The 25,474-nt window shown below is 67.8% G+C and carries 30 protein-coding genes and 1 tRNA gene; 11 read left to right on the top strand and 20 right to left on the bottom strand.

What is annotated here, in order from left to right:
• Positions 1-83: 83 nt before the first annotated feature.
• The 3 genes from OKW76_RS06770 to OKW76_RS06780 form a co-directional block, all read right to left on the bottom strand.
• Positions 84-869 (bottom strand): enoyl-CoA hydratase-related protein, encoded by a 786-nt coding sequence (locus OKW76_RS06770; protein WP_265552263.1) that lies wholly within the window; start codon positions 867-869, stop codon positions 84-86.
• A 223-nt stretch (positions 870-1,092) separates the two neighbouring features.
• A complete protein-coding gene (mce, locus tag OKW76_RS06775; RefSeq protein ID WP_265552265.1) occupies positions 1,093-1,500 on the bottom strand; it encodes a methylmalonyl-CoA epimerase in 408 nt (135 codons plus the stop codon).
• Between the two features lie 229 nt (positions 1,501-1,729).
• Positions 1,730-3,256, bottom strand: a complete 1,527-nt coding sequence (locus tag OKW76_RS06780; protein WP_265552267.1) for an acyl-CoA carboxylase subunit beta — start codon at positions 3,254-3,256, stop codon at positions 1,730-1,732.
• 226 nt (positions 3,257-3,482) lie between these two features.
• On the opposite strand from OKW76_RS06780, the gene OKW76_RS06785 reads away from it, so the two are divergent.
• Positions 3,483-4,886, top strand: a complete 1,404-nt coding sequence (locus OKW76_RS06785; protein WP_265552270.1) for a helix-turn-helix domain-containing protein — start codon at positions 3,483-3,485, stop codon at positions 4,884-4,886.
• 47 nt (positions 4,887-4,933) lie between these two features.
• Positions 4,934-5,710, top strand: coding sequence for a class II aldolase/adducin family protein (locus OKW76_RS06790; protein WP_265552272.1), 777 nt, complete (start codon positions 4,934-4,936; stop codon positions 5,708-5,710).
• Between the two features lie 52 nt (positions 5,711-5,762).
• On the opposite strand, the gene OKW76_RS06795 is transcribed toward OKW76_RS06790, so the two are convergent.
• From OKW76_RS06795 to OKW76_RS06820, 6 genes are all read right to left on the bottom strand, one after another.
• Positions 5,763-6,164 (bottom strand): hypothetical protein, encoded by a 402-nt coding sequence (locus tag OKW76_RS06795; RefSeq protein ID WP_265552274.1) that lies wholly within the window; start codon positions 6,162-6,164, stop codon positions 5,763-5,765.
• Positions 6,165-6,255: 91 nt separating this feature from the next.
• A tRNA-Arg gene (locus tag OKW76_RS06800) sits at positions 6,256-6,332 on the bottom strand.
• 76 nt (positions 6,333-6,408) lie between these two features.
• Positions 6,409-6,864, bottom strand: a complete 456-nt coding sequence (locus OKW76_RS06805) for a DUF1178 family protein (protein ID WP_256504938.1) — start codon at positions 6,862-6,864, stop codon at positions 6,409-6,411.
• Positions 6,861-7,685, bottom strand: a complete 825-nt coding sequence (locus OKW76_RS06810; RefSeq protein ID WP_265552277.1) for a carbon-nitrogen hydrolase family protein — start codon at positions 7,683-7,685, stop codon at positions 6,861-6,863. The genes OKW76_RS06805 and OKW76_RS06810 overlap by 4 nt, the downstream gene beginning before the upstream one ends.
• Positions 7,686-7,695: 10 nt before the next feature.
• The gene (gene grxC, locus OKW76_RS06815; RefSeq protein WP_265552823.1) at positions 7,696-7,953 is read right to left on the bottom strand and encodes a glutaredoxin 3; all 258 of its coding nucleotides are present in this window, start codon (positions 7,951-7,953) and stop codon (positions 7,696-7,698) included.
• A 31-nt stretch (positions 7,954-7,984) separates the two neighbouring features.
• Positions 7,985-8,734 carry a ComF family protein gene (locus OKW76_RS06820; protein WP_265552279.1) on the bottom strand — a complete coding sequence of 250 codons (750 nt, stop codon included), beginning with the start codon at positions 8,732-8,734 and terminating at the stop codon, positions 7,985-7,987.
• A 43-nt stretch (positions 8,735-8,777) separates the two neighbouring features.
• Between OKW76_RS06820 and OKW76_RS06825 the strand changes: the two genes are divergently transcribed.
• Entirely contained in the window at positions 8,778-9,620 is an 843-nt protein-coding gene (locus OKW76_RS06825) for a methyltransferase domain-containing protein (RefSeq protein WP_265552281.1), read from the top strand.
• 16 nt (positions 9,621-9,636) lie between these two features.
• Here the strand turns inward: OKW76_RS06825 and OKW76_RS06830 are convergent, their stop codons facing one another.
• Positions 9,637-10,035: a (deoxy)nucleoside triphosphate pyrophosphohydrolase gene (locus tag OKW76_RS06830; protein ID WP_265552283.1), complete on the bottom strand. Its 399-nt coding sequence runs from the start codon at positions 10,033-10,035 to the stop codon at positions 9,637-9,639.
• Between the two features lie 80 nt (positions 10,036-10,115).
• Between OKW76_RS06830 and OKW76_RS06835 the strand changes: the two genes are divergently transcribed.
• Both OKW76_RS06835 and OKW76_RS06840 read left to right on the top strand, forming a co-directional pair.
• The gene (locus OKW76_RS06835) at positions 10,116-10,313 is read left to right on the top strand and encodes a Flp family type IVb pilin (RefSeq protein ID WP_265552285.1); all 198 of its coding nucleotides are present in this window, start codon (positions 10,116-10,118) and stop codon (positions 10,311-10,313) included.
• A 120-nt stretch (positions 10,314-10,433) separates the two neighbouring features.
• On the top strand, positions 10,434-10,634 hold the full coding sequence (locus OKW76_RS06840; RefSeq protein ID WP_265552287.1) for a Flp family type IVb pilin: 201 nt from the start codon (positions 10,434-10,436) through the stop codon (positions 10,632-10,634).
• 49 nt (positions 10,635-10,683) lie between these two features.
• Here OKW76_RS06840 and OKW76_RS06845 read toward each other — a convergent pair whose 3' ends face one another.
• Genes OKW76_RS06845 through OKW76_RS06860 form a run of 4 tightly spaced genes read right to left on the bottom strand, consistent with a single transcriptional unit; the run spans position 10,684 to position 14,473 of the window.
• A complete protein-coding gene (locus OKW76_RS06845; RefSeq protein ID WP_265552289.1) occupies positions 10,684-11,631 on the bottom strand; it encodes an acetyl-CoA carboxylase carboxyltransferase subunit alpha in 948 nt (315 codons plus the stop codon).
• Positions 11,632-11,644: 13 nt separating this feature from the next.
• Positions 11,645-12,568, bottom strand: coding sequence for a tyrosine recombinase (locus tag OKW76_RS06850; protein ID WP_265552291.1), 924 nt, complete (start codon positions 12,566-12,568; stop codon positions 11,645-11,647).
• A complete protein-coding gene (locus tag OKW76_RS06855) occupies positions 12,565-14,355 on the bottom strand; it encodes a hypothetical protein (RefSeq protein ID WP_265552292.1) in 1,791 nt (596 codons plus the stop codon). Before OKW76_RS06855 ends, OKW76_RS06850 begins: the two co-directional genes overlap by 4 nt.
• On the bottom strand, positions 14,336-14,473 hold the full coding sequence (locus OKW76_RS06860; protein ID WP_256504951.1) for a hypothetical protein: 138 nt from the start codon (positions 14,471-14,473) through the stop codon (positions 14,336-14,338). The genes OKW76_RS06855 and OKW76_RS06860 overlap by 20 nt, the downstream gene beginning before the upstream one ends.
• Before the next feature lie 117 nt (positions 14,474-14,590).
• Between OKW76_RS06860 and OKW76_RS06865 the strand changes: the two genes are divergently transcribed.
• From OKW76_RS06865 to OKW76_RS06880, 4 genes are read left to right on the top strand one after another with little or no spacing between them, the layout of a single operon-like run.
• Positions 14,591-15,130 carry a shikimate kinase gene (locus tag OKW76_RS06865; protein WP_265552294.1) on the top strand — a complete coding sequence of 180 codons (540 nt, stop codon included), beginning with the start codon at positions 14,591-14,593 and terminating at the stop codon, positions 15,128-15,130.
• Positions 15,127-16,233 carry a 3-dehydroquinate synthase gene (gene aroB, locus OKW76_RS06870; protein WP_265552296.1) on the top strand — a complete coding sequence of 369 codons (1,107 nt, stop codon included), beginning with the start codon at positions 15,127-15,129 and terminating at the stop codon, positions 16,231-16,233. Before OKW76_RS06865 ends, aroB begins: the two co-directional genes overlap by 4 nt.
• Positions 16,233-16,415, top strand: coding sequence for a DUF2256 domain-containing protein (locus tag OKW76_RS06875; protein WP_265552299.1), 183 nt, complete (start codon positions 16,233-16,235; stop codon positions 16,413-16,415). Before aroB ends, OKW76_RS06875 begins: the two co-directional genes overlap by 1 nt.
• Complete coding sequence (locus OKW76_RS06880; protein ID WP_322740116.1) at positions 16,408-17,904, top strand: DUF4403 family protein; 1,497 nt, start codon at positions 16,408-16,410, stop codon at positions 17,902-17,904. Before OKW76_RS06875 ends, OKW76_RS06880 begins: the two co-directional genes overlap by 8 nt.
• Before the next feature lie 15 nt (positions 17,905-17,919).
• Here OKW76_RS06880 and OKW76_RS06885 read toward each other — a convergent pair whose 3' ends face one another.
• The 6 genes from OKW76_RS06885 to OKW76_RS06910 all read right to left on the bottom strand — a co-directional run bounded on the left by OKW76_RS06885 (position 17,920) and on the right by OKW76_RS06910 (position 22,843).
• Positions 17,920-18,252, bottom strand: coding sequence for a DUF423 domain-containing protein (locus OKW76_RS06885; protein ID WP_416221850.1), 333 nt, complete (start codon positions 18,250-18,252; stop codon positions 17,920-17,922).
• A complete protein-coding gene (locus OKW76_RS06890; RefSeq protein WP_265552301.1) occupies positions 18,249-20,024 on the bottom strand; it encodes a cation:proton antiporter in 1,776 nt (591 codons plus the stop codon). Before OKW76_RS06890 ends, OKW76_RS06885 begins: the two co-directional genes overlap by 4 nt.
• Positions 20,024-20,464 carry an iron-sulfur cluster assembly scaffold protein gene (locus tag OKW76_RS06895; protein WP_265552303.1) on the bottom strand — a complete coding sequence of 147 codons (441 nt, stop codon included), beginning with the start codon at positions 20,462-20,464 and terminating at the stop codon, positions 20,024-20,026. Before OKW76_RS06895 ends, OKW76_RS06890 begins: the two co-directional genes overlap by 1 nt.
• A 43-nt stretch (positions 20,465-20,507) precedes the next feature.
• Complete coding sequence (locus tag OKW76_RS06900; protein WP_265552304.1) at positions 20,508-21,053, bottom strand: CvpA family protein; 546 nt, start codon at positions 21,051-21,053, stop codon at positions 20,508-20,510.
• 29 nt (positions 21,054-21,082) lie between these two features.
• Positions 21,083-22,456 carry a DNA repair protein RadA gene (gene radA, locus OKW76_RS06905; protein ID WP_265552306.1) on the bottom strand — a complete coding sequence of 458 codons (1,374 nt, stop codon included), beginning with the start codon at positions 22,454-22,456 and terminating at the stop codon, positions 21,083-21,085.
• A 168-nt stretch (positions 22,457-22,624) separates the two neighbouring features.
• Positions 22,625-22,843 (bottom strand): DUF2945 domain-containing protein, encoded by a 219-nt coding sequence (locus OKW76_RS06910; RefSeq protein ID WP_265552308.1) that lies wholly within the window; start codon positions 22,841-22,843, stop codon positions 22,625-22,627.
• Positions 22,844-22,937: 94 nt separating this feature from the next.
• Between OKW76_RS06910 and OKW76_RS06915 the strand changes: the two genes are divergently transcribed.
• Both OKW76_RS06915 and OKW76_RS06920 read left to right on the top strand, forming a co-directional pair.
• The gene (locus OKW76_RS06915) at positions 22,938-24,086 is read left to right on the top strand and encodes a glycosyltransferase family 4 protein (protein ID WP_265552310.1); all 1,149 of its coding nucleotides are present in this window, start codon (positions 22,938-22,940) and stop codon (positions 24,084-24,086) included.
• Positions 24,087-24,155: 69 nt separating this feature from the next.
• On the top strand, positions 24,156-25,472 hold the full coding sequence (locus OKW76_RS06920; RefSeq protein WP_265552312.1) for a replication-associated recombination protein A: 1,317 nt from the start codon (positions 24,156-24,158) through the stop codon (positions 25,470-25,472).
• Positions 25,473-25,474 lie beyond the last annotated feature (2 nt).

A 25,474-nucleotide genomic window follows, 5' to 3' on the forward strand; every position in this document is an offset into this window, starting at 1 on the left:
GTTCGCTTCGAGCGAAGTCGAGAAGCAAGTAAGGGCGGTGGGCTGGAACGTTTCTCGACTTCGCTCGAAACGAACGGCGCGCTTTATTGCCCCTTAAACTCAGCCTTCCGCTTCTGCAAAAACGCCATCCCCCCCTCGAGCGCATCCTGCGTCCCGCGCGCCGCGCGCTGGTTCTCGGCCTCGCGGACCATCGCGCCGGCATAATCGCTCTCAAGCGCCGCCTGCATCCCGCGCCGCATCAGCCCCAACGCCCGCGTCGGCCCCGCCGCCAGCCGCTCGGCGAGCGCAAACGCCTCGGCATCGACCGCTTCGTCGACGACGACGCGGTGAATCATCCCCCATTCGAGCGCCTTGGCAGCCGGCACCCGCTCGCCCAGCAGCATCATCTCGGTCGCACGCGCGCGACCGATCAGCCGCGGCAGCATCCACGACGCGCCGCCATCGGGCACCAACCCGATATTGACGAACGCTTGCAGGAAATAGGCGGTGTCGCCCGCGACACAGAAATCGGCGGCCAGCGCCAGGCTGCACCCGATCCCCGCCGCCGGCCCAAGCACCGCGCTGACGACCGGCACATCGAGGCCGGCGATCGCCAGCAGCGCGGGATTATAATGCTCGGTCAGCGCTTCGTAGGTCGCAGCGCCGGGATCCGCCGCCCCCAGCGCACCACCGCCGACATCGGCCCCCGAACAAAAGCCCCGCCCCGCCCCGGCGATCAACACCGCACGCGCGCCGTCCAGATCGCCGAGCGCGGCGCGCAATTCGTCGAACATAGCGGGCGGAGCTGCGTTCAGCCGGTCGGGGCGATTAAGCGTGACGACCAGCACGTCGCCGCGCCGCTCGGTGAGGATGTGTTCGTACTGGGGCAACAGCCTCTCCCGCTAAAAAAACCCCTCTCCCCTGGACAGGGGAGAGGATACCGAAGCTTGGTCGCGAAGCGGCCTAGCGAAGGTTGGTGAGGGGTCGAGCGAGCCGCCGGCTCGCGCGCTTGCAAGGGCAAGCGCCTACCCGTCACCCAGCTACGACTAGGCCGTGCTGAAAAAGCACGACCAAGTCTGCCCAACCCTCTCCCCTTTCAGGGGCGAGGGGAAGTCAGTGCGCTTCCATCAATTCGGTCAGCACGCCGCCGGTATCCTTGGGGTGCAGGAACAGGATCAACGTCCCATGCGCGCCGATCCGTGGTTCGCCGAGCACCCGCACCCCGCGCCCCTCGAACCACGCCTTCGCGACCAGGATATCCTCGACCTCATAACATAGATGATGCTGTCCGCCGCCGGGATGCTTGGCGAGGAAGCCGTGGATCGGCGAGCCTTCGCCCAGCGGCTCGATCAGTTCGATCTGCGTGTTGGGCGTATCGACGAAGCACACCTTCACCCCTTGCGCGGGCAGATCGAAGGGCTCGCCAATCGCGGTGGCGCCCATGATGTCGCGGTAGAAGACGACTGAATCGGCGATCGACGGTGTCGCAACGCCGACATGGTTGAGGCGGCCGAGTTTCATAGCGCCTGCCACAACTCCAGAAGTAACCACGTAGCACCCGTAAAACTGATTGCGCTGAAAACTACAAAGCAAGCAATAAACTCAGTCGGATTGTCCGCCCGTTTAACACTAACACCCTTCAACATATTTCTTTTGAAATACGTCTGGGTCGAATGCATCCGATGTGCAGCGCCCCCAAAAATAGTCGTGACCAGCACTACAAATACATGGGAAACTTCAAAATCTGGGCTCACAACGGAATATTGTCATGCTTCTTCCACGGGTTTTCCAGGCTCTTGCCGCGCAGCTTGCGCAGCCCCAGTGCCACCCGCCGCCGCGTAGAATGCGGCTGGATCACCTCGTCGATAAAGCCCTTGCTCGCCGCCACGAACGGATTGGCGAAGCGCGCCTCATATTCGGCGGTACGCTCGGCGATTTCCTCGGGCGTTTTGCCCCGGAAGATGATCTCGACCGCGCCCTTGGCCCCCATCACCGCGATTTCGGCGGTCGGCCAGGCATAGTTCAGATCGCCGCGCAGATGCTTCGACGCCATCACGTCATAGGCACCGCCATAGGCCTTGCGCGTGATCACCGTGATCTTGGGTACCGTCGCCTCGGCATAGGCGAAGAGCAGTTTCGCGCCATGCTTGATGATTCCCGAATGCTCCTGCCCCACGCCGGGCAGGAAGCCGGGAACGTCGACGAAGGTGACGATCGGAATGTCGAATGCATCGCAGAAGCGCACGAATCGCGCCGCCTTCTTCGATGAATTAATGTCGAGGCAGCCCGCCAGCACCATTGGCTGGTTGGCGACGATCCCCACCGTGTGCCCCTCGATCCGACCAAAGCCGATCAGGATGTTGCCTGCATGGCTCGGCTGCAATTCGAAGAAATCGCCCTCGTCGACCGTCTTGGCGATCAACTCGTGCATGTCATAGGGCATGTTGGCGCTGGGCGGGATCAGCGTGTCGAGGCTAGGCTCGAGCCGATCCCACGGGTCGTCGCTCGAACGCTCGGGCACTGCGGCGCGGTTCGAGGCAGGAAGAAAGTCCACGAAGTCGCGGGCTGCGAGCAGCGCCTCGATATCGTTTTCGAAGGCCACATCTGCGACCCCCGACTTCGTGGTATGCGTCACCGCTCCACCCAGTTCCTCCTGCGTGACGATCTCGTTTGTAACGGTCTTCACTACATCTGGGCCGGTGACGAACATATACGACGAATCTTTCACCATGAAGATGAAGTCCGTCATAGCTGGAGAATACACTGCGCCGCCCGCACACGGCCCCATGATGAGGCTGAGCTGCGGGACGACGCCGGAAGCTAAAACGTTGCGCTGGAACACTTCGGCATAGCCGCCAAGCGATGCGACACCCTCCTGGATGCGCGCGCCGCCCGAATCATTCAGCCCGATCACCGGTGCGCCGACCTTCAGCGCCATATCCATGATCTTGCAGATTTTCTGCGCGTGTCGCTCGGACAATGACCCGCCAAATACGGTGAAATCCTGGCTGAACACGAACACCAGCCGGCCGTTTATCGTGCCCGATCCGGTGACGACCCCGTCGCCGGGGACGATCTGTTCCTCCATCCCGAAATCGACGCAGTTATGCTCGACATACATGTCGAGTTCTTCGAACGATCCGTGATCGAGCAGAACGTCAAGCCGCTCGCGTGCGGTCAACTTGCCCTTGGCGTGCTGCGCATCGATCCGCTTTTGACCGCCGCCTGCCCGCGCGGCTTCACGCCGCTTTTCAAGTTCGAGCATCGTCGACGACATGCAGGCGATCACTCCGTTGCGCTGGCCATCCCCTTCTCAGCCCGCCGCGCGAAAGGCAAATGCGATGTTGCGAAGTTGCGGCGAAACACTTTGCAAACTACCAAGGACTCATGTCCGGCACGTCCCCACCCCGTTCGTTTCGAGCGAAGTCGAGAAACCGCCCAATGCGCCAAGCCGCCGGTTCTCGACTTCGCTCGAAACGAACGGGCGAGCGGGGAGAAGCACATTGACCGCCCCCCGCCGCCGTCTCTTCGCCGGGTCGAAGGTCCGAACGCTCCGCCAGCGCCTCGCGCTGTCGCAGGCCGAAACCGCCGCGCGGCTAGGTATCTCGACCAGCTATCTCTCGCAGATCGAGAATGGCGATCGCCCGCTTACCGAACTCACGCTCGCGGCGCTGGGACGCGCTTTCCCCAATGACTGGGCTGAGGTCGGCGAGGATGCCGGGCTGCTATCCGCCGCGATCGCAGCGGCGCGCGATCCCAGCGTCCCCGGCCCGGCGATCGACGAGGCCGCGGTCCACCGCGCGCTTCGCCAGCAACCGCAACTCGCCCGTCGGCTCGTCGCGCTGCACGACGCCTATGTTCGGGTACAGCAACAGGTTCGCGCGCTCGATGACCGATTCGACAGCGGCGGCGAAACCACCGGCCGCCAACCCTGGGAAGAGGTGCGCGACTGGTTTCACCACGCCAATAATTATATCGACCCGCTCGACCGCGCCGCCGAGGCGCTCGCCGCCGCGCTGCCCGCGGGGGCGGACCCGGTGCGCGCGATGATCGACCGGCTGCAACTGCGCCACCGGGTGACGATCGAACCCGGCACCGGCGAGCAGACCGCGCCGCTGCGCGCCTTCGACCCCGTCCGCCGCACGCTGCGGATCGACCGCAACCTGCCCCCCGAAAGCACCCATTTCCAGCTCGCGCACCAGCTCGTCCGGCTCGAATTCGCCAACGAAATCGACGTCACCGTTGCGCGATCGGGGCTGGTCGACGCCGCCAGCGCCTTGCTGTCGGTCGGCCTAGCCAATTATGCGGCGGGCGCGCTGTTGATGCCCTACACCGCCTATCGTGACGCCGCGCGCGAGCTGCGCCACGATGTCGATGGCCTGCGCCAGCGCTTCGGCGTCAGCTTCGAACAGGCCTGCCACCGCCTCTCGACGCTCCAGCGCCCCGGCGCGGCGGGAATCCCAGTGTTCTTCTGCCGCGTCGACATGGCGGGGAACATCACCAAGCGGCATTCGGCCACCCCGCTGCAATTCGCGCAATATGGCGGCGCCTGCCCGCTCTGGCTGGTGCACGAAGCCGTGGCGATTCCCGATCGTATCCTCGTCCAGCTCGCCGAAACCCCCGATGGCGTTCGCTATGTCACGATGGCGAAGGGGCTGGTGAAGGCATCGGGCAGCTTCACCCGCACCCCGCGGCGCTATGCGGTGACCTTGGGATGCGAGGCGCAGCACGCCGCCGACTTCGTCTATGCCGACGAACTGCGCGCCGACGGCCCCGCCACGCCGATCGGCAGCTCGTGCCGCATCTGCCCGCGTATCGCCTGCGACCAGCGCGCATTCCCCCCCGCGGCCTCGATCATCGAGATCGACCCCAATGTCCGCCAGGTCGTCCCCTATCGCTTTCGCTGATCGATAATGGCATACCCATAATCCGAAACAGTCCCCGGGAGGATGCCATGGCGACCGCCGCGATCCAGACGCCGACAGCGCAGACGACGAAGATGAGCGAGTCCGAATGGGAGGCGCGCCAGCAGCTCGCCGCCTGCTACCGCGTGTTCGACATGCTCGGCTGGTCCGAGATGATCTACAACCACATCACGCTGAAGGTGCCCGGCGAAGAAGGCGCGTTCCTGATCAACCCCTTCGGCCTGCATTTCAGCGAAGTGAAGGCATCGAACCTCGTCAAGATCGACCTCGACGGCAACAAGCTCGACGGATCGCCCTACCCCGTCAACCTGGCGGGCTTGACCCAGCATGCGGTGTTCCACCGCAACCTGCCCGACGCGCATTGCATCATGCACACCCACACCACCGCGGGCATGGCGGTCAGTTCGGTCGAGGGCGGGCTGCGGCCGGCCAATTTCTACGCCTGCAATTTCGTCGGCCAGATCGCATACCATGATTTCGAAGGCGTGACGGTGCGCAGCGAAGAGGGCGAGCGGCTGGTCGCCAATCTGGGCGACCAGCGCGTGATGTTCCTCAAGAACCACGGCATCCTGGTGATGGGGCGGACGCTGCCCGAAGCCTTCATCAAGCATTGGTCGCTCCAGCGCGCGTGCGAAATCCAGATCGCGACCGCCAGTATGGGCACCGCGCTCGAAGTGTCGCCCGAAGTCGTCGCGACGCACCAGCGCGACCTCTTCAAGGTCCAGCCCCCCGGCGGCCCCGGTGCAGCCGACTTCGCCGCGATGGTGCGGCTGGTCGATCGGCACGATAGGAGTTGGCGCGAATAGGCCGGAGCCCTTAGCGGGGCGCAGCCGGCTATCAGGAGTAGCGGGGCCGGCGTCAGTCGCCGCTGACCCGCCCTTCCTCGTCCTTGATCCCCGCCTTGGTCCGGCGATTTCTTGCTGCCTGGATGATGTCCTCGATCTCGAAGGTCAGCTTGATCCCCTCGCCCGTCTTACCATTGTCCTCGGCAGGATGGTCGAGAAACAGCGCCTTGGCACGCGCCGCCAGTTCGAGCGCCGCTGCGTGCCGCTCGTCACCCAGCTTGTGGCGAACGATATCCAGCGCTCTGCGCAGTATTTCAAACTCGGTGTCGATGTTACGCTCGGGAAACATCGGATCGACAAACGTCGGTGCGCCGCCCGCCAGCGAAGCCAGCATATCGTAGATCTCGCTCAACGACGCCGGAATATCACAATAGGGGTCGGGGTTAGTATAGGAGCTTCTGAAAATCTCGGTCATCGCTTCGCCTCCGGTCGAGGGACAATAAGACGATTAACCGAGCCGAACATCGATCGCCACAGCACCGCGCTTCTCAGCGCTGGGAAATCCTTGGTGCACCCGACTGGATTCGAACCAGTGGCCTGTCGCTTAGGAGGCGACCGCTCTATCCTGCTGAGCTACGGGTGCGTCGCACGGCGTTTAGTCGCACCGTCGGCGACCGACAATCCCGAACCCCTCCACGCCCCGCGACCAGCCGCGCGATTCAATTCTGCGCGCTGGGGGGTACCACGGGGAACGGCAGCGGGGCGATCGCGACGCCTTCGTCGACCAAAGCGCGCGCCTCGGCGAGCGTTGCCTGGCCGTGGATCGGCGCGACCTTTTCCTCGCCCAGATGCATCGCGCGCGCGCGATCGGGGAAGGATCGGCCGACCCAGGCCGATTGCTCGAGCATTTTTGCCTGCGCCGCAGCGACGGTAGCGATTGCCGCCTTGATCGCTTCCGGGGTCGGCGCATCGCCAGCGGGTTTGGGCGGCGGCGCCACGGCGCGATTGCCCTTGGCGCCGATGTTGGGCGCCATCAGCGCCTTCTGGATGTCGGTATCGCCGCAGATCGGGCAGGCGATCAGCCCCCGTTCGCGCTGGTCGGCATAGGCGGCCGAGCTGCCGAACCAAGCCTCGAACACATGTGCCGCGGGGCAGCGAAGGTCGAAGACGATCATGGCGCCAGCGCCACCTTCGGGATCGGCCGGCGATGGCGCAGCGCGGCGACCTCGGCGCGGACGGCGGCGACCCGGGCGGGATCGATCTCGGCAAAGTCCAGCCCCGGCGTATCGCCCATGTCGAGCAGCACCTCGCCCCAGGGGTCGATCACCAGTGAATGGCCATAGGTCGCGCGGCCATCGGCGTGCTCGCCGCATTGCGCCGCCGCGACGACGAACGCCCCCGCCTCGATCGCACGCGCGCGCAGCAGCACGTGCCAATGCGCCGCCCCGGTCGGCCGCGTGAAGGCGGCGGGCACCGAGAACAACGTCGCGCCGGCGTCGCTAAGCGCGCGATAGAGATCGGGGAAGCGCAGGTCGTAGCAGATCGTCGGGCCGAGCCGACCCGCCGGGGTGTCAACCAGCACCGCGGCCTCGCCCGCGGCATAGGCCGCCGACTCGCGCCAGCGCTCGCCGCTGGGCAGGTCAACATCGAAGAGGTGCAGCTTGTCATAGCGCGCGCGGATGACGCCCTCGGGATCGATCACGAAGCCGCGATTGGCGTAGCGGCCGTCGTCGCGCAGGATCGCGAGCGATCCCAGATGCACCCATATCGCGTTGGCGCGCGCCGCCTCGCGCACCGCCGCGAGCACGCGATTCTCGCGCTCGGCAAACATGCTCGCCTTCGCGCGCTCGCGGTCGCGATCGAGCAGCCCGGACATTTCGGGCGTGAAGAGCATCGCCGCGCCCGCAGCGGCGGCGTCGCCCACCGCCGCCACCAGCGTCGCTGCATTGGCCGCAGGATCGATCCCCGCGGTCATCTGGAGCAGCGCGACCTTCACGCCCACGCGCTCACTTGGCGAGCAGCGAATCCAGGCCGCCCTCGCGGTCGAGCGCCGCCAGGTCGTCCGAACCGCCGATATGCTGCCCGTCGATGAACACCTGCGGCACCGTGGTACGGCCCTGCGCACGCTCGATCATCTCGGCGCGGCGCGGGCCGCCCATCGTGATGTCGTGTTCGGTGTAGCTGACGTCCTTGCCGTCGAGCAGCCGCTTGGCGCGCGTGCAATAGGGGCAGAACGCCTTGGTATAGATTTCGATCGTTGCCATACGCTTCACGTGTGGGGCGTGACGGCGGTTGTCAATCATCGGCCGGCCGCAGCACCCGCGCCCAGCACACGATCGTGACGCTCGCCGCACCCGCGCGCAGCAATCGCACGGTGCAGGCATCGGTGGTGGCGCCGCTGGTATAGACGTCGTCGATCAGCACCACCCGGCGTCCCGCGATCGTCTCGCGGCGTTCGGGCGGCACCGTGAACGCCCCCGCCATCGCCTTGGCGCGGGCACGGCGGTCAAGCCCCTTGAGCACCGGGGTTGGCCTTCGCCGCACCAGCGCATCAAGCGCCACCGGCACGCTTCGATCCCGTCCCAGCGCAACCGCAATCAACCCCGACTGGTTGAATCCCCGCGACCATAACCGCCGACGATGCAGCGGCACCGGCACCAACAGTTCCGTATCCTCGGGGAGCAGCCGCAGCATGAGCCGCGCGACGGTGTTGGCGCAACCGATCCGCCCGCCATATTTGAGCTTGAGCACCGTGCGCCGCGCGACCTCGCCATAGGCGACCGCCGCGCGCACCCCGCTATGCCGCGGCGGATCGACAAGGCACGCGCCGCACATCGCCCCCTCGCCGCGATCATGCTCGAACGGTGTCGCGCAACCGGCGCACCAGGGCGGGCCCAGGAAGCGGAGCGTATCCCAGCAATCGACGCAGAAGCGGTGATCGTCGGCGGTCACCGCGCCGCAGGCTGGGCAGCGCGGCGGCAGCGCGAGCGACGCGGCGCCGCTGAGCAGCCGCAAGGCGACGGTCGAGGCCGAGCGAAGCAGCATCGCACCCTTGTCGGCCGAGCCCCACGGGGGCACAAGCGCGGCGATGGCGACCACCGAACTTTTCGATCGCGCGCTGCGCCGCCGCCGCCGCGACCGCGCGCAGCCGGGCTATGCCGCACACGACTTTCTGCGCGCCGCGATGCTCGACGGGATCGCCGAGCGGCTCGACAGCGTGACGCGGCCGATGGTCGACATCCTCGACCTCGGCTGTTTCGACGGCGCGTTCGTGCCGCCGGGGTCGCGGGTGATCCGCGCCGATGCGGGGTTCGGCTTCGCGGCGGCAGCGCGCGGGGTGCAATGCGACGAAGACCGCCTGCCCTTTGCCGATGCAAGCTTCGATTGCGTGGTGAGCGCTGGCGTGCTCGACCAGGTGAACGACGTTCCCGGCGCGCTCGCGCTGGCACGACGGGTGCTCAAACCCGACGGCCTGTTCCTCGGCGCGTTCCTCGGCGCAGGATCGCTCGCTACGCTCAAGCCGGTGCTGCTCGCCGCCGAGCCCGATCGCGCGATCGCGCGGGTGCATCCGCAGATCGACGTCCGGTCGGCGGGCGACCTGATGATGCGCGCCGGCTTCGCGCTGCCGGTCGCCGATATCGAGACGCTGACTGTGCGCTATTCGGGGCTGGGGCGGCTGCTCGACGATCTGCGCGGCATGGCGGCGACCAACCTGCTGCGCGGCACCCCGCCACTGACCCGCGCGGCGCTGGCGGCGGCGGCCCAGGGCTTCGCCGCACGCGCCGATCCCGACGGGCGGACGCCCGAGCGCTTCCAGATCGTGTTCCTGACCGGTTGGGCACCCGATCCGTCGCAGCCCAAGCCCGCCAAGCGCGGGAGTGCGACGGCGTCGCTCGCGGCGGCGTTGAAGGAGGGTGGCTCCGCTTCCTAGCGCGCGAGGGGAGACGTCAGACCAAGGCTTCGAGCAGGCCGATCAGCGGCTTGTCCGCCGGCGGCATTTCCATGCGGTGCAACTCCAGCGGACGCACCCAGCGAAGCGTGCTGGCGTGTCGCGCCTCGGGCACGCCACGCCATTTGCGGCAGGCGTAAAGCAGCAGCAACAAATGCCGGTCGCCCAGCGGCTCGCTGGCGAACACCGCCGGCGCCAGACACGCCTGTTCGACGTCGATCCCCAGTTCTTCGTGCAATTCGCGGATCAGTGCCGCCTCGGGGGTCTCGCCGGGTTCGACCTTGCCGCCGGGAAATTCCCATAGCCCCGCCATCGATCCCCCCGGCGGCCGCTGCTGCACCAGCACGCGCCCCTCGAGATCGATCAGCGCGGCAGCGACCACCAGCAAGGGCAACACGGGAGCGGAAGAAACCGGTGCGAGCAATATTTTTACCTCTGCTGGCGTAAGGCGTACGCCACGGATCGAGAGCGGAACCTATGCGGCGATTTTTTTATGCGGCCAAGCGCCTCTTCGACGACCGCCGCGGTGCTACCGCGGTGGAATATGGGCTGATTCTCGCGCTGGTGTTCCTGGCGATCGTCGGTGCGATCGCGGGGGTTGCCGATGCGACGATCGGCATGTGGGACGGTGTGAGCACCGATGTCGAAGAAGTGACGACTGGCCGCACCGAATAGTTGCCGACACCGTCGGCGCTTAAACCATTTCTCAACCGTAGCCGCGCTATCCCCCCCAGGCTGGCCGGGGCTCCCCGAACAGCCGGGTTATTTTGAAGCTCTTATAGGATGGAGACCGGCATGAAGACGATTCGCAAGATTCTTTCGAACAACAAGGGCGCCACCGCCATTGAATACGGCCTGATCGCCGCACTGATCGCCGTCGCAGCGATCGCCGCAATGCAGGGCCTGGGCACCAGCCTGAACACGACTTTTAATGCGGTTTCAGCCGAAATGGGCGGCACCGGCGGCACCGGCGGCGGCACCGACGGCGGCACCTAATAACTTTAGCAACTTAGCGAGAGCGGCCGGAATATCCCGGCCGCTCTTTTTACCCCCGCCCCATCTTCAAAAACTTCTCACGCCGCGCCTTGCGCAGCGCCTCGGGCGTCTTGCCCTCGAGCTGACCCAACTCCTTCTCGATGGCATCGCCCAGCGACACGATCGCCGCGCCCGGATCACGGTGCGCGCCGCCCAGCGGCTCCGGAATCACCCGGTCGATCACGCCCAGCGCCATCAGATCCTGCGCAGTGACCTTCATCGCCTCCGCCGCATCCGCCGCGCGATCGGCGGTGCGCCACAGGATCGATGCGCAGCCCTCGGGTGAAATCACCGAATACACCGCATGCTCGAACATCAGCACGGTATTGCCCGTCGCCAACGCCACCGCGCCGCCCGATCCGCCCTCGCCGACGATTGCCGACACCACCGGCACGCCCAGGTTCAGCAGCTGCTCGGTCGAGCGCGCGATCGCCTCGGCCTGGCCGCGCTCCTCGGCCTGCACGCCGGGGAACGCGCCCGAGGTGTCGACCAGCGTCACCACCGGCAGCCCGAATCGGTCGGCCAGCTGCATCAGCCGGATCGCCTTGCGATAGCCCTCGGGCTTGCCCATGCCGAAATTGTGGCGCAGCCGGCTGGCGGTGTCGTCACCCTTTTCGTGGCCGAGCACCATCACGCGCTGCCCGCGGAACTTGCCGAAGCCGCCGATGATCGCCTGATCGTCGGCAAAGGCGCGGTCGCCGCCCAGCGGCATGAAATCGTCGATCAGCGCAGCGACATAATGCTTGAAATGTGGCCGCTCGGGGTGGCGCGCGACCTGGGTCTTCTGCCACGGGGTCAGCCGCGCATAGGTCTCGCGCAGCATCCGGTCGGACTTGACCTGGATGCGCTTGACCTCGGCATCGATGTCGAGCTCGCCGCCCGCCGCGGTTTCGCGCAATTCGTCGATCCTGCCCTGCAGTTCGGCGATCGGTTTTTCGAAGTCTAGGAAGCTTGCCATGTGGCCGCTGCGGTTACGTGCGCCGCGCCGCCGCGTCAACGAGCGGATGGCGTTCGTTGACCAGCGCGACCAGCCGGCTGGCGTCGACATGGGTGTAGATTTCGGTGGTCGCGATGTCGGCATGCCCCAGCATCGCCTGCAGCGCGCGCAGATCGGCGCCGCCCGACAGCAGATGCGTCGCGAAGGCGTGGCGCAGCACGTGCGGGCTCACCCGATCGGGCGGGATACCCGCCTCGGCCGCCAGCGCCTTGAGCAACTGGTACAAGCGGATCCGCGTCAGATGCCCGGTGCGCGAGGGGAACAGGAACGCGCGATCGGCGGGCACCTGCGCGCGCCACACCGCCACCGCGGCGCGCGCGCGATCCGAGATCGGCACCATCCGTTCACGCCCGCCCTTGCCCTTGAGGATGCACCAGGGCCGATCGGGCGAGATCGCGCCGCGCGCCAGCGACACGAGTTCGGTCGCGCGCAGCCCAGACCCATAGAGCAGCTCGACCAAGGCCGACAGCCGCAGGTCGTTGGGGTCGGCGGGCACCCGCGCGATCCGGTCGGCGATCGCGGCGAACAGCCGGTCGACATCGGCGATCGACAGCGTCTTGGGCAAGGATCGCGCAGGCCCGGGGCGCGGCAGCGCTTCCGACGGATCATCGGTGCGGAAGCCCTCGTCGGCCAGGAAGCCGAAGAACCGCCGCAGCGCCGCCGCCTTGCGCGCGACGCTGCTGCGCGCGAGCGGCATCCATTGCTCGGCAACCGACTGCAGCGCCGCGGCATCGGCGACCGCGAGCCCGCCGCGCAAATGCTCGGACGCCAGCCGCAGGTCGGTCTCATACGCCGCCAGCGTGTTGCGCGCCGCGCCGGCTTCGGCCGACATCATCTCGAGGAACCGCTCGATCAGCGCCCGATCCTCGCTCGGCGCGCGATCGGCGGCGTCGGTCAAGCGCGCGCGATCGCCTCGGCGGCGATCATCCGCGCTTCGCCCTCGAGCCCGACGGCGGTCAGCGCAGCGGTGATGTGGAACAGCGCGGCGGGCGACACCGCCGACCAATCGGTCGTCTGCATCCCCAGCGCCGCCAGCACCAGCACCGTCGCGGGCTGGCGATTACGCGCCGCCTGCGCGATCGCGCGGGTCCAGGCATTCTGGTCGCCGATCCGTACCTCGAACGATTGCGCCAGGTCCTCGACCGATTCCTCGGCGACACGCCCGGTGCCCGCCATGCCCGCAAAGAACAGCTGCGCCTTGCGCGCGGTCGCGCCGCCGCGATACGCCGAGACGGTGTTCGCCGAGACCGGCGCGCGCGCATCGGGATCGGAAAGCAGGATCATCGCCCAGGCATCCGATCCTTCGGGTGCCACGTCACGCCAGCGCGCCGCGGGCCGGTCGAGCCCCGCGCTCAGCATCGAGGCGACCAGCGAATCGGCGGCCTCGACCTGCTCGGCCGCGGGGACGATCCGTGTCGCCGCACGCGCGGTAAGGATGTGCCGCGCATGGCGAACGCGCGCGTCGGTCGGCTCGCTCCACAGCCGGCGCATCACCGCGATTCGCTCGCTGGCGGTACCCGCGGTATAGGCGGTGCGCAGGTCGCTCGCGATGCCGGCATCGGCGCTCGATGCCTCGTCCGACGCTTCGACCGCGCCCCACAGGTCGACCAATGCCGCGTTAGACAAAACCCCCCAGCTCGCCCCCAGTTCGGCGGCGCGCAGCCGCGTCTGCGGTGCCAGTGCGGGCGACAAAGCCTGCCATGATCGAACATGTGGTCCGACCGTCTGGATCAGCTCGTCGGGGATCGCGACCCCGGTCGCCATCGCCAGCCCGTAATGCCAGGCGGTGAGCTGCTGGACGTCGTCCCATTCGATCGTCACCGCGCGGCGGCCTTGCGCGCCCGCCCCCACCACCTTTTCGGCGAGCAGCAAATTGGTGCCGTTGGCGACGCGCGCGCGGCGCGCGGCGTCGATGATCTGCCCCGCACGCTTTGGCTCGCCCGCCAGCCCGGCGCACATCGCCTCGACCAGTTCCCAGCCCGCCTCGTTAGTGGTCGGCCGTGCAAAGGGTTCGAGCGGACACAAGCCCCCCGGATCGCCCGCCGCCAGCGCCGCCTGCATCGCGACCTGGTATAATTTAGGCGTGTAATTCTGGGTATCGACACCCTGGACGACGCTGCGCGCGCCCATCGCCTCGCCCATGCGAATCAGCAGCCACGCGCGCTCGGCAGCGAAGTCGGCACCGTTCACCCGCGCCGGCGTGTCGAGCTGCGACAACAGCATCCGCCGTAGCGCGATCGACAGCCAGCGCGACGCGATCGGCGCTTCGATCCGCCGCATCAAGCCTTCGAGATACACGCCATCGGCATCGCCGAACGCATCGGGCGCGAGCCCGCCATTCTCCATCCCGATCCGCCCCACCCGCGCGGTCGAGCGGCGTGCATATACCGGCAGCTCATATTCGAGCAGCTCGGCGGCGGTCAGCGGCGTCGGGGTTGGCGTGGGGGTCGGCGACGGCGTCGGCGTCGGGCTGGGGGTCGGCCCCGGCAGCGGCTGGACCATCGGCGGCGGCACCGCGCCGGTCGGACGCGGTCCAGGGGCGGGCGTCGGTGCCGGCGCTACCGGATCGCCGAACCCCGGCGGCAGCAGCGATTCGGGCGCGTCACGATCCTGCGCGGAGAGGACGCCCCCCGCGAGCAGCACCGCCAGCGCGCCAGCGGCGACGCTAGTTCGAGAGATTTTCAAGCGGCACCACCTTTTCGACCGTGACCGGCGCCTTAGTGGCGTCGCGACCCGACAGGTAGAACAGCCCGCCGACCAGCAGGACGATGACGACGACGAGAATCACAAGCGAACGGGACATGCGGGGGTTCGAAACCTTCGTTGGGCGACTGCTTTGGTGAGTAGCAAGCGCGCCTGGGCAAATAGCACGCGCCGCCTTTTGCCCGACACGCCCCCTGGCTGTATAGCCCCGGCGACCATGCTGCAAACCCATCCCCCCGCATCCGCGACGAATGACCGCGCCATCGTCCTTGTCGGGCTGATGGGGGCGGGCAAATCGACCGTCGGCCGCCGGCTCGCCGCGCGGTTGCACCTGCCCTTCGTCGATGCCGATACCGAGATCGAGGTTGCCGCGGGCATGTCGGTGAGCGACATTTTCGAACGCTTCGGCGAAGCGCATTTCCGCGACGGCGAGCGCCGGGTGATCGCGCGGCTGATCGACGGCACGCGCAAGGTGATCGCCACCGGCGGCGGCGCCTTCGTCAATCCCGAGACGCGCGCGCTGATCCTCGACCAGGCGCTGGCGATCTGGCTCGACGCCGAGCCGCAAGTGCTCGCCGAGCGCGTCCGCCGCCGCGACACCCGCCCGTTGCTGCGCGGGCGCGATCCGTACGCGGTACTCGCCGAACTGGCGGCGGTGCGAAACCCGTTTTACGCGCTCGCGCCGCTGCGGATCACCAGCTACGACGCGCCGCACGAAACCACGGTGAATGCGATATTGGAGGCCATCGGGCGATGACGACGATCAAGGTGGCGCTGGCCGAACGCGGATACGACGTGCGGATCGAGGCGGGGCTGCTCGCGCGTGCGGGCGAAGCGCTCGCGCCGCTGGCACGCGGCCGCGCTATGGCGATCGTCACCGACGAGAATCTTGCCCCCCATCTCGCAACCTTGCGCGCCAGCCTCGACGCCGCAGGGATTGCCAGCCACCCGATCATCCTGCCGCCGGGCGAGGGCACCAAGAGCTGGGCGATGCTCGCCGAGCTGACCGACCAATTGCTCGCGCTCGGCGTCGAGCGGTCGGATCATGTCATTGCGCTGGGCGGCGGCGTGATTGGCGACCTCGTGGGCTTTGCCTGCGCGATCCTCAAGCGCGGCTGCCAGTTCGTGCAGATCCCCACCTCCTTGCTCGCGCAGGTCGATTCGTCGGTCGGCGGCAAGACCGCGATCAACACGCCGGCGGGCAAGAATTTGGTCGGCGCGTTCCACCAGCCCGCCCTGGTGCTGATCGACCCCACCGTGCTCGACACGCTGCCGCCGCGCCAGGTGCGTGCGGGCTATGCCGAGATCGTCAAATACGGCCTGATCGACGATGCCGATTTCTTCGCCTGGTGCGAGGCGAACGGCGCGGCGCTGATCGCCGGCGATCCCGAAGCGCGGCTCCACGCGATCGCCCACGCGGTCGCCGCCAAGGCGCGGATCGTCGCCGAGGATGAGCGCGAGACCACCGGCAAGCGCGCGCTGCTCAACCTCGGCCACACCTTCGGCCACGCGCTCGAGGCCGAAACGGGCTTTTCCGACCGGCTGCTCCACGGCGAAGGCGTCGCGGCGGGCATGGCGCTCGCCTTCGGCTTTTCCGCCGCGCACGGCATCGCGCCACAAGCCGATGCCGACCGGGTAGCCGCGCACCTGCGCGCGGTAGGCCTGCCCGACGGCCTTGGCAGCGCGCAGGTCGATGCCGATGGCGCGCGGCTGGTCGACCATATGGCGCACGACAAGAAGATGGCGGGCGGCACCCTCCCCTTCCTGCTCGCGCGCGGAATCGGCCAAACCTATCTCGACCGGAACGTGGACCTGACCGACGTCGCCACCTTCCTCGACGCCCAGCGCGTCCCCGCCTGATGCCCCGCGGCGTCGCCAAGCGCGACCTGCCGACCAAGACCTGTTCGGTCTGCCAACGCCCCTTCGCCTGGCGCAAGAAGTGGGAGCGCGATTGGGAGAATGTCGTGTATTGTTCGGACAAGTGCCGGGGGGTGGGGAAGAAGCAGGCATCGGCGGCGAAGCCAGACCGCGGCGATGCGTAAGATGGCCGCCAAGCCCCTCGTAATCGCGCGCAGGGGCTCGACCGGTCTGGCCATCAGCTTCGCGCTGCTCCTGCTGGCCGGATGCGACCGCAATCGCGGGCAGCCGCCACGCGCCAATGACGCCATCGTCATCGAACCACAGCCATCGATCCTCGCCGTCCCGGTCGAAGCCGAACTCGGCAATCTCGCGCGACTGATCGAAGGCGAAGTGCCGGCGCAGCTTTGGCGGATCGACAAGCCCGGCCAGACCTGCGTCGCCAGCAAACGCGTCGACCTGGGGATCGCCACCGTCAAGACCCCGACGATCAAATGCCGCATCGTCGGATCGGTCACGCGCGGCCGGGTCGCGCTCGCCGGCAAGGGCGAGGATATCGAGATCACGATACCCTTGCGTGCCGTCGTGAGCGCCGTGGATGTCGGCGGGGTGCTCAAGCGCGAGACCGCTACCGCCGACGCCATCGTCACCGCGCGCATGCGGATAACCTTCGCCCGAGATTGGACGCCGCGCGCCACGATGCGCATCGCCTATGACTGGACCGACACGCCGCATATCGAGTTTCTGGGCCAGCGCATCGACTTTACCGCGCAGGCAGAGCGCCAGCTCGCGCCGATCTTGGCGCGGCTCGAGCGCAACCTGCCCGCCGAGTTGGGCAAGATGGGATTGCGCGACGCTATTGCCGGCGCCTGGACCGCCGCCTTCACCACCATCTCGCTCAACCGCGAAAATCCGGCGGCGTGGATGCGGATCGCGCCGCGCGAATTACGCTATGGCGGCTATACGATCGCCGACGGCCGATTGCGGCTGAACCTGGGCCTGCGCGCGATCACCGAGACGCATATCGGCAACCGCCCGCCGCCCCCCGAACCAACCCCGCTGCCGCCGATGCAGCCGGTTGCCACGCCCGTCGGTCGGCTTGCCTTCTTCATTCCGGTAATTGCCGACTATCGCGTGCTCGAACCCGTGCTCATGAAAGCGCTGCGTCGGCGATCCGCCCGACCGTTCGACATTCCAGGGCTGGACCCGGTGCGCGCTCGGTTCGAAAAGGTCGAGATATACGGGACGACCAATGGACGAATCGCGGTCGGCTTGACCTTCACCGCGCTCGAAGCGGGCGACACCAAGCCCACCCACGGCACCGTCTGGATGACCGGAAAGCCCGTCACGCGCCCCGATTCGCGCGCGATCGGCTTCGAAGACTTCGCGGTCAGCGGCACCACCGACATGACCGGCGGCGATCTGATACTCGACCTGGTCAACGCGCCCGGCGTGGCGCCGATGATCGCGGGCCTGCTGGCGCAGAATTTCGAGCGTGATTACGCCAAATTGATCGGCAAGGTCGATCGCGCGATCGCCAACCAGCGACAGGACCGCGTCATCATCCGCGCCGATCTCGAACGAACGCGTACCGGGCAACTGCAGGCGGCCGGCCAGGGGCTGTACCTGCCGGTCTGGGCCGAGGGCACCGCCTCGATCACCGTGACGCCCTAGGCTTGGGCGGGCGCCCTACCCCCGCACCCCATGCCACCCCAGCCACAACCACCCGACGATCAGCAACGTCCCCCCGATCGGCGTCACCGCGCCCAGCCAACGCGGTGCGCCCAACGCCATCGCGTAGAGCGTGCCCGCGAACACCAGCCCGCCGGCCAGGAACAGCCACGCCGGCACCCGCGCGCCGAGCTGGAGCACCGCCACCGCCGCCACCGCATGGACCAGTTGGTACATGCCCCCGGTGCGCAGCCATTCGGCGGCCTGCGCCTGCGCGCCGTGCGCGCCGAACGCGCCCGCCGCCACTGCCATCGCGCCCGAAAGCCCCGCCAGCACCACGATCATGTTCATCCCGCTTCCTCCGCCTGCCGCTGCTGGCGCGCCTGCGAGAACATCTCGTCGCGCCCGGCATAGATGCTGCCGCTGTCGGCCTGCAGCTTCAGCCGCGCCTCGTCGAGCCGGCGATATTCATCCTCGGTCCGCTCGACCTCACCCTCGTCGACGCCGACGCACGCCATCGCCAGCCGTGCCATCGCGATCGCCGATTCATAGACTTCGCGCACCGTCGCCTCGACCGGCGCGCCCGCCAGCCGCATCACCGCGCGGCGATCGACTACGCGCAGGAATTGCGAGGGCTGCGGGAAGGCCTGTTTGATCGCGGTCAGCGCCTCGGTATCGAGCTGGTCGCCGTCGAGGCAGAACATCAGCAGCTCGGCATCGGCGGCGCCCGCCAGCCGCAACAGGTCGATGCGGGTGCCGTCGCCATAATAGACCTTCATGCCGAAATCGCGCGCGACCTCGATCGTTTCGGGATCGGTGTCGATGATCGTCACCGACAGCCCCTGGCCGATCAGCATCTGCGCCACCGTCTGGCCGAAACGACCATAGCCGACCACCACCGCGCTGGCGCCATCGTGGCGCGGCGGATCGAGCGCCGAGCCGTCGCCCGCGGCGGGCTCGGCACGGAAGCGCTTGGTGAACATCATCAGGAATGGCGTGGTCGCCATCGACAGCGTGATGATCGCGCCGAACACGCTCGCCGCCTCGGGCGCGATCAGCAACGCCGCCTGCGCCTGCGCGAACAGCACGAAGCCGAACTCGCCGCCTTGGCTGAGCAGCATGCCCAGCGCCAGCGCGGGCCGCCACGGCATCCTGAACAACAACGCAAGGCCAAAGATCACCGCGCCCTTGGTCACGATCAGCGCCAGCGCCATGCCGAACACGAAGAGCGGCCGCTCGGCGATCGCGCTCAAGTCGAGCAGCATGCCGACCGCGAGGAAGAACAATCCGAGCAGGATCGAGCGGAACGGCTCGACATCGGCCTCGAGCTCGTGGCGATACGGGCTGTCGGCCAGCATCACCCCGGCGACGAACGCGCCGAGCGCCATCGACAGCCCCAGCGCCTGCATGATCGCCGCCGCTGCGATGACGGTGAACAGCCCGGCGAACACGAACATCTCGCGCTCGCCCAGATTGCCGATCAATGTGAACAACGGGCGCAGGATGAAGCGGCCGGCGAGGATCAGGCCGATGACGGCGAGCACGGTGTTGACCGCGAGCAGCCAGCCCGGCGGGCCGGCGGCATCGGCGGGGTTGCGCGACATCGCCGCGACGATGGTGATCAGCGGGACGATCGACAAATCCTGCAGCAGCAGGATCGAAAAGGCGCGCTCGCCGAAGGGTGTCTTCAACCGCCCCGCCGATTGTAGCATCGGCAGCACCTGCGCGGTCGAGGACAAAGCGAGCGGCAGCCCGAGCGCGAACGCCGCGGCGAGCGAGAACCCCGCCCCGCCCCAGATCACCGCGCTCACTGCCAGCCCGCACAGTACGACCTGCAACAGCCCGAGGCCGAAAATGTCGTGCCGCAGCCGCCACAGCCGCTGCGGGCTGAGCTCGAGCCCGACGAGGAACAGCAGCAGCGTGATCCCGAGCTCGGCGAACCCCAGCTTGCTCTCGGCATCGCCGACCAGCCCAAGCACTTGCGGCCCGACCACCGCGCCCGCGACCAGATAGCCGAGCGTCGCACCCAGCCCCAGCTTGCGGAACAGCAGGACGAAGACCAAAGCCGCGCCGAGCAGCGGCGCGAATTCGCGAACGAAGCTCAGTTCGCCATGCGCTTCCATCAGCCGGCGAATTCGCGCCGGTGGGTCGCCGCTTGCGCCGCGGCTTCGGCCGCCGCTTCGAACGCCAGCCGGATCGAGGCGTGGCGCGCGCTATGCGGCAGCGCGGGGGTGAACAATTCGAGCCGCGGCCAATCGGGCGGTGTTTCGCCCCCAGCCAGCCATGCCGCGAGCGCATCGCTGGCGGCGGCGATCTCCTCGGGCGTCCGGCCGATAACGTGTTCGGCAAGCAGCGCGCTCGATGCCTGGCCGAGCGCGCAGGCGCGCACCAGCATGCCGAGCGCGCCGACGCGGCCCTCCTCGTCGAGATTGACGTCGATCGTCACCCGGCTGCCGCAGATCGGCGAGCGCTTCTCGACGCTCGCCATCGGCGAATCGAGCCGCTGCTGGAACGGCACGGTCGCGGCGAGCCGCAGGATGTCGGTGTTGTAGAGCGTGGTCACCGCATCGATGTAGGCGACGGCAAGGCTTTGCGCGAGAGGGCGTTTATTTCTTGCGCGGGGCGTCTTCGAGGAAGGGGAACACCGGCTCGCCGCGGCGGCGGCGATCGACGAACTCGGCGATGCTCGCGCTGGTGGCGTTGAGCAGCGGATAGGTCCGCGCACTCTTGATCCAGTCGGGGCGCCGCGCCGGGCCGCCATTGACGGTATCGAGCACCAGCACGACCAGGATGAACGCCAGGCTGACCAGGATCACCGCCTTGAGCATCCCGAACCCGAACCCCAGCGCGCGATCGACCGGTCCCAGCACCGAGGTGCGCGTTCGCTTGCCGACCGCGTTGGCGATTAGCTTGCCTCCCAGATAGGTCACCCCGAACAGGATCGACAGCGCCAGCACCGCCGCGCCCGAACTGGTGCCGACCCAATCGACCATCATCACCGACAGCGGCGTGTGGAACAGCCGCACGACGAACGCGACCAGCAACCAGGTGAGCAGCGACAGCACCTCGGTGACGAAGCCGCGCATCGCGCCGAGCACCGCTGCGCTACCGACGGCGAGCAGGACGACGATATCGAGGGCGGTCAGGTCCATGGCGCGCGTTCCAAATTGCTCCCGCGCCGCTAGCCGCGCGCCAGCATATGGTCAACGAACGCGCCCAAGTTCTTGAACCCGGCCAGCTTCATCGTGCCCGGCTCGGCGGCTTGCGCGCTGGGCAGCAGCGCGCTGGCGAAGCCCAATTTGGCGGCTTCCTTCAGCCGCAGATTGGCGTGCGCGACGGGGCGGATCTCGCCCGACAGCGCGATTTCGCCGAACCCCACCGAATCGACGGGCACCGCGCGTTCGGACAACGCCGACACCAACGCTGCCGCCACCGCCAAGTCGGCCGCGGGGTCCTGCACGCGATAGCCGCCGGCGATGTTGAGATACACTTCGCAGGTCGAAAAGCTGAGCCCGCAGCGCGCCTCGAGCACCGCGAGGATCATCGCCAGCCGCCCCGAATCCCAGCCGACCACCGCGCGCCGCGGGGTCGCGCCGCTGGCGAGCCGGACGATCAGCGCCTGCACCTCGACCAGCACCGGGCGCGTTCCCTCGAGCGCGGGGAACACCACGGTGCCGGTGACGCTTTCGTCGCGCGAGGTGAGGAACAGCGACGAGGGGTTGGCGATCTCGCTCAGCCCCTGCGTCTCCATCGAGAACACCCCGATCTCGTCGGTGCCGCCGAAGCGGTTCTTGATCGCGCGCAGGATGCGATATTGGTGGCTGCGCTCGCCCTCGAACGCCAGCACGGTATCGACCATATGCTCCATCACCCGCGGGCCGGCCAGGCTGCCGTCCTTGGTGACATGGCCGACCAGCACCACCGCCGTCCCGCGTTCCTTGGCGAAGCGGATCAGCTCGCCCGCCGACGCGCGCACCTGGCTGACGGTGCCCGCCGCGCCCTCGATCAGGTCCGAGTGCATCGTCTGGATCGAATCGATCACCAGCAGATCGGGCGCCGCCGCGCCGCCGAAGGTCGTGAGAATGTCACGCACCGAGGTCGCCGCCGCCAATTGCACCGGCGCGTTGCCGAGCCCCAACCGCCGCGCGCGCAGCCGCACCTGGTCGGCGGCCTCCTCGCCCGAGACATAGGCAACCGACTTGCCCGCGAGCGCGAGCTTGGCCGCCGCCTGAAGCAGCAGGGTCGACTTGCCGATCCCCGGATCGCCGCCGATCAGCGTCGCCGAGGATTCGACGAACCCGCCCCCCAGCGCACGATCGAGCTCGGCGATGCCGGTTGCCATACGCTCGGGGAGCGCGATTTCGCTGTCGAGCCCCGACAGCAGGATCGGCCGCCCGCCGCCTTGCAGATTATGTCGCGCCGAAAACGCCGTGACGACCGCGCCGGCATCCTCGACCAGCGTGTTCCATTCGCCGCAATCGGCGCATTGCCCCGCCCATTTCGACGTCGCCGATCCGCACGCCTGGCAGACATATTTCTTCTGGGGTTTGGCCATGGGGAAGCGGTAGCGCGAGAGGAACGAAAAGGGAATACCGCCCCCAAGACATCAGTTACCCCAACAGCCGTCACCCCAGCGAAAGCTGGGGTCTCCTCGCGGCAGTCGGTGCGCTCGCCAACCGGGAGACCCCAGCTTTCGCTGGGGTGACGGAAGGGTGTCCAAGGATCACCCCCCGCTCAATTCGCTCCCGCGTTTGAGCACCTGATCGCCATCTTCCTGCGCGATCAGATACGCCGGATTATCGGTCGTCCCGTTCTTGACCACCTTTGATCCCTTCAGCGTCCGCTGCACCCGGCGATCGAAGCGTTCCTCGACCTTGCCGTGCGCCGAACCGCTGCCCCAATTCCACTTCACCTTCTGGCCCTTGCGAAATGCATTCGACATCGACGGCTCCCGATCTGGATGACGATGCAAAACCCGCGATCGGCGATGATCGTTCCGGTGGCAAACCGCGCTCGGTACGGCTAGATGCCCGGCGATGCATGCTTCCAATCTTCGCGTGGCGCTGTTCAGCGGCAACTATAATTATGTCCGCGACGGCGCGAACCAGGCGCTCAACCTGTTGGCGGGGCATTTGCTGCGCGCGGGGGTGACGCTGCGCGTCTATTCGCCGACGGTGCCGCAGCCAGCGTTCGAGCCGACCGGCGAGCTGATCGGCGTCCCCGCGTTCGCCTTCCCGGGCCGCGGCGAATACCGGCTGGGGTTGGGGTTGCCCAAGGCGATCCGCCGCGACCTCGAGGCCTTCGCCCCCGACATCGTCCATGTCTCGGTGCCCGACATCACCGGCCACCGAGTCGTCAGCTGGGCACGCGAAAACGGCGTCCCTTCGCTCGCCTCGCTGCACACCCGGTTCGAAACCTATCCGCGCTATTACAAGGCCGCATTCCTCGAGCCGCTCGCGGTGAAACTGTCGAAGCGCTTCTACAACCGCGTCGATCATGTCGTGGTGCCAGGCGACGGCATGCGCGACCTGCTGCGCGAATGGGGGGTGACGACGCCGATCGACATCTGGTCGCGCGGGGTGAACCATGCGCGCTTCAATCCGGGGATGCGCAGCCTCGAATGGCGCCGCGGACTCGGCATCGCCGACGATGAGGTCGCGGTGAGCTTTCTCGGCCGGCTGGTGCTCGAAAAGGGGCTCGACATCTTCGCCGACGTGGTGCGCGAGCTCGAACGCCGCGGCGTGCGCCACCGCGTGCTGGTGATCGGCGAAGGCCCGGCACACGACTGGTTCGCCAAGCAGGTGCCGAGCGCGGTGTTCGCCGGCTTCCAGTCGGGCGACGATCTGGGCCGCGCGGTCGCGTCGATGGACGTGTTCTTCAATCCATCGGTCACCGAGACCTTCGGCAATGTGACGCTCGAGGCGATGGCGGCGGGCGTGCCGGTGGTGGCGGCGCGCGCGACCGGCGCGGTCGGGCTGGTCGATCCGGGGGTCACCGGCGCATTGGTCGAGCCGCGCGACGTCGGTGCCTATGCCGACGCGATCGAGCATTATTGCCGCGACGATGCCGCGCGCCGCACCGCGGGCGCGGCGGGCCATGCCAAGGCGCAGGGCTATCAATGGGATCGGATCAACCAGGTCGTGCTCGATGCGTATCTGGAAACGATCGCGGCGCGGGCGCGCTAGTCCCCCTCCCGCTTGCGGGAGGGGGGAAGAAGCCTCGCGCATCCCGGCGATCGCGCCTATCTGGCGGTGATGGCCGACCTTTTCGGGGACTCCGCTCCCCCGCCCCCTGCCCGCCCCGCCGCCGACGCACCACTCGCCGATCGCCTGCGCCCCGCCAATCTGGGCGAAGTCGTCGGCCAGGATCACCTCACCGGCCCCGAGGGGGCGATCGGGCGGATGGTGGCGGCCGGCAAGCTGTCATCGATCATCCTGTGGGGGCCGCCGGGCACCGGCAAGACCACGATCGCGCGGCTGCTCGCCGACGCGGTCGGGCTTCGCTACGCGCAGATTTCGGCGGTGTTCTCAGGGGTAGCCGATCTGAAGAAGGTCTTCGCCGAAGCGCGCGAACATGCCCGGATCGGCAAACGCACCTTATTATTTGTCGACGAGATCCACCGCTTCAATCGCGCGCAGCAGGATGGGTTCCTGCCCTATGTCGAGGACGGCACCGTCACCTTGGTGGGTGCGACGACCGAAAACCCGTCGTTCGAACTCAACGCCGCCTTGCTCAGCCGCGCGCAGGTGCTGATCCTCCACCGCCTCGACGCCGCCGCGCTCGACACCTTGCTCGCGCGCGCCGAGGCGATCGAAGACCGCAGCCTGCCGCTCGACGCAGACGCCCGCGCCGCGCTGGTCGCGAGCGCCGATGGCGATGGCCGCTTCCTGCTCAACCAGGCCGAGACCCTGTTCTCGATCGCGCTGGAGACCCCGCTCGACCCCGCCGGGCTGTCGGCACTGCTCCAGCGCCGCGTCGCGGTGTACGACAAGGATCGCGAGGGGCATTACAACCTCATCTCGGCGCTGCACAAATCGCTGCGCGGATCGGACCCGCAGGCATCGCTCTATTATCTCGCCCGGATGATCACCGCTGGCGAGGAGCCGCTCTACGTACTGCGCCGGCTGGTGCGTTTCGCCAGCGAAGATATCGGCCTCGCCGATCCGCAGGCGCTGGTGCAATGCCTCGCGGCCAAGGACGCCTATGATTTCCTCGGCAGTCCCGAGGGCGAGCTCGCGATCGCGCAGGCGTGCCTCTATTGCGCGACCGCCCCCAAATCGAACGCCGCGTACAAGGCGCAGAAGGCCGCGTGGCGCAGCGCGAAGGAAACCGGATCGCTGATGCCGCCGCAGAACATCCTGAATGCACCGACGAAGCTGATGAAGGACATCGGCTATGGCAAGGGCTATGCCTATGACCATGACGCCGAGGGCGGCTTTTCGGGAGCCAATTACTGGCCCGCCGAACTGCCCCCGCAACGCTTTTACGCGCCCACCGATCGCGGGTTCGAAAAGCGCGTGGCCGAACGCATGGCGTGGTGGGAGGAAGCAAGGAATGCGCGTGAAGGTTAGGA

The sequence above is a fragment of the Sphingomonas sp. S1-29 genome, from assembly GCF_026167545.1.
Lineage (GTDB): Bacteria > Pseudomonadota > Alphaproteobacteria > Sphingomonadales > Sphingomonadaceae > Sphingomonas.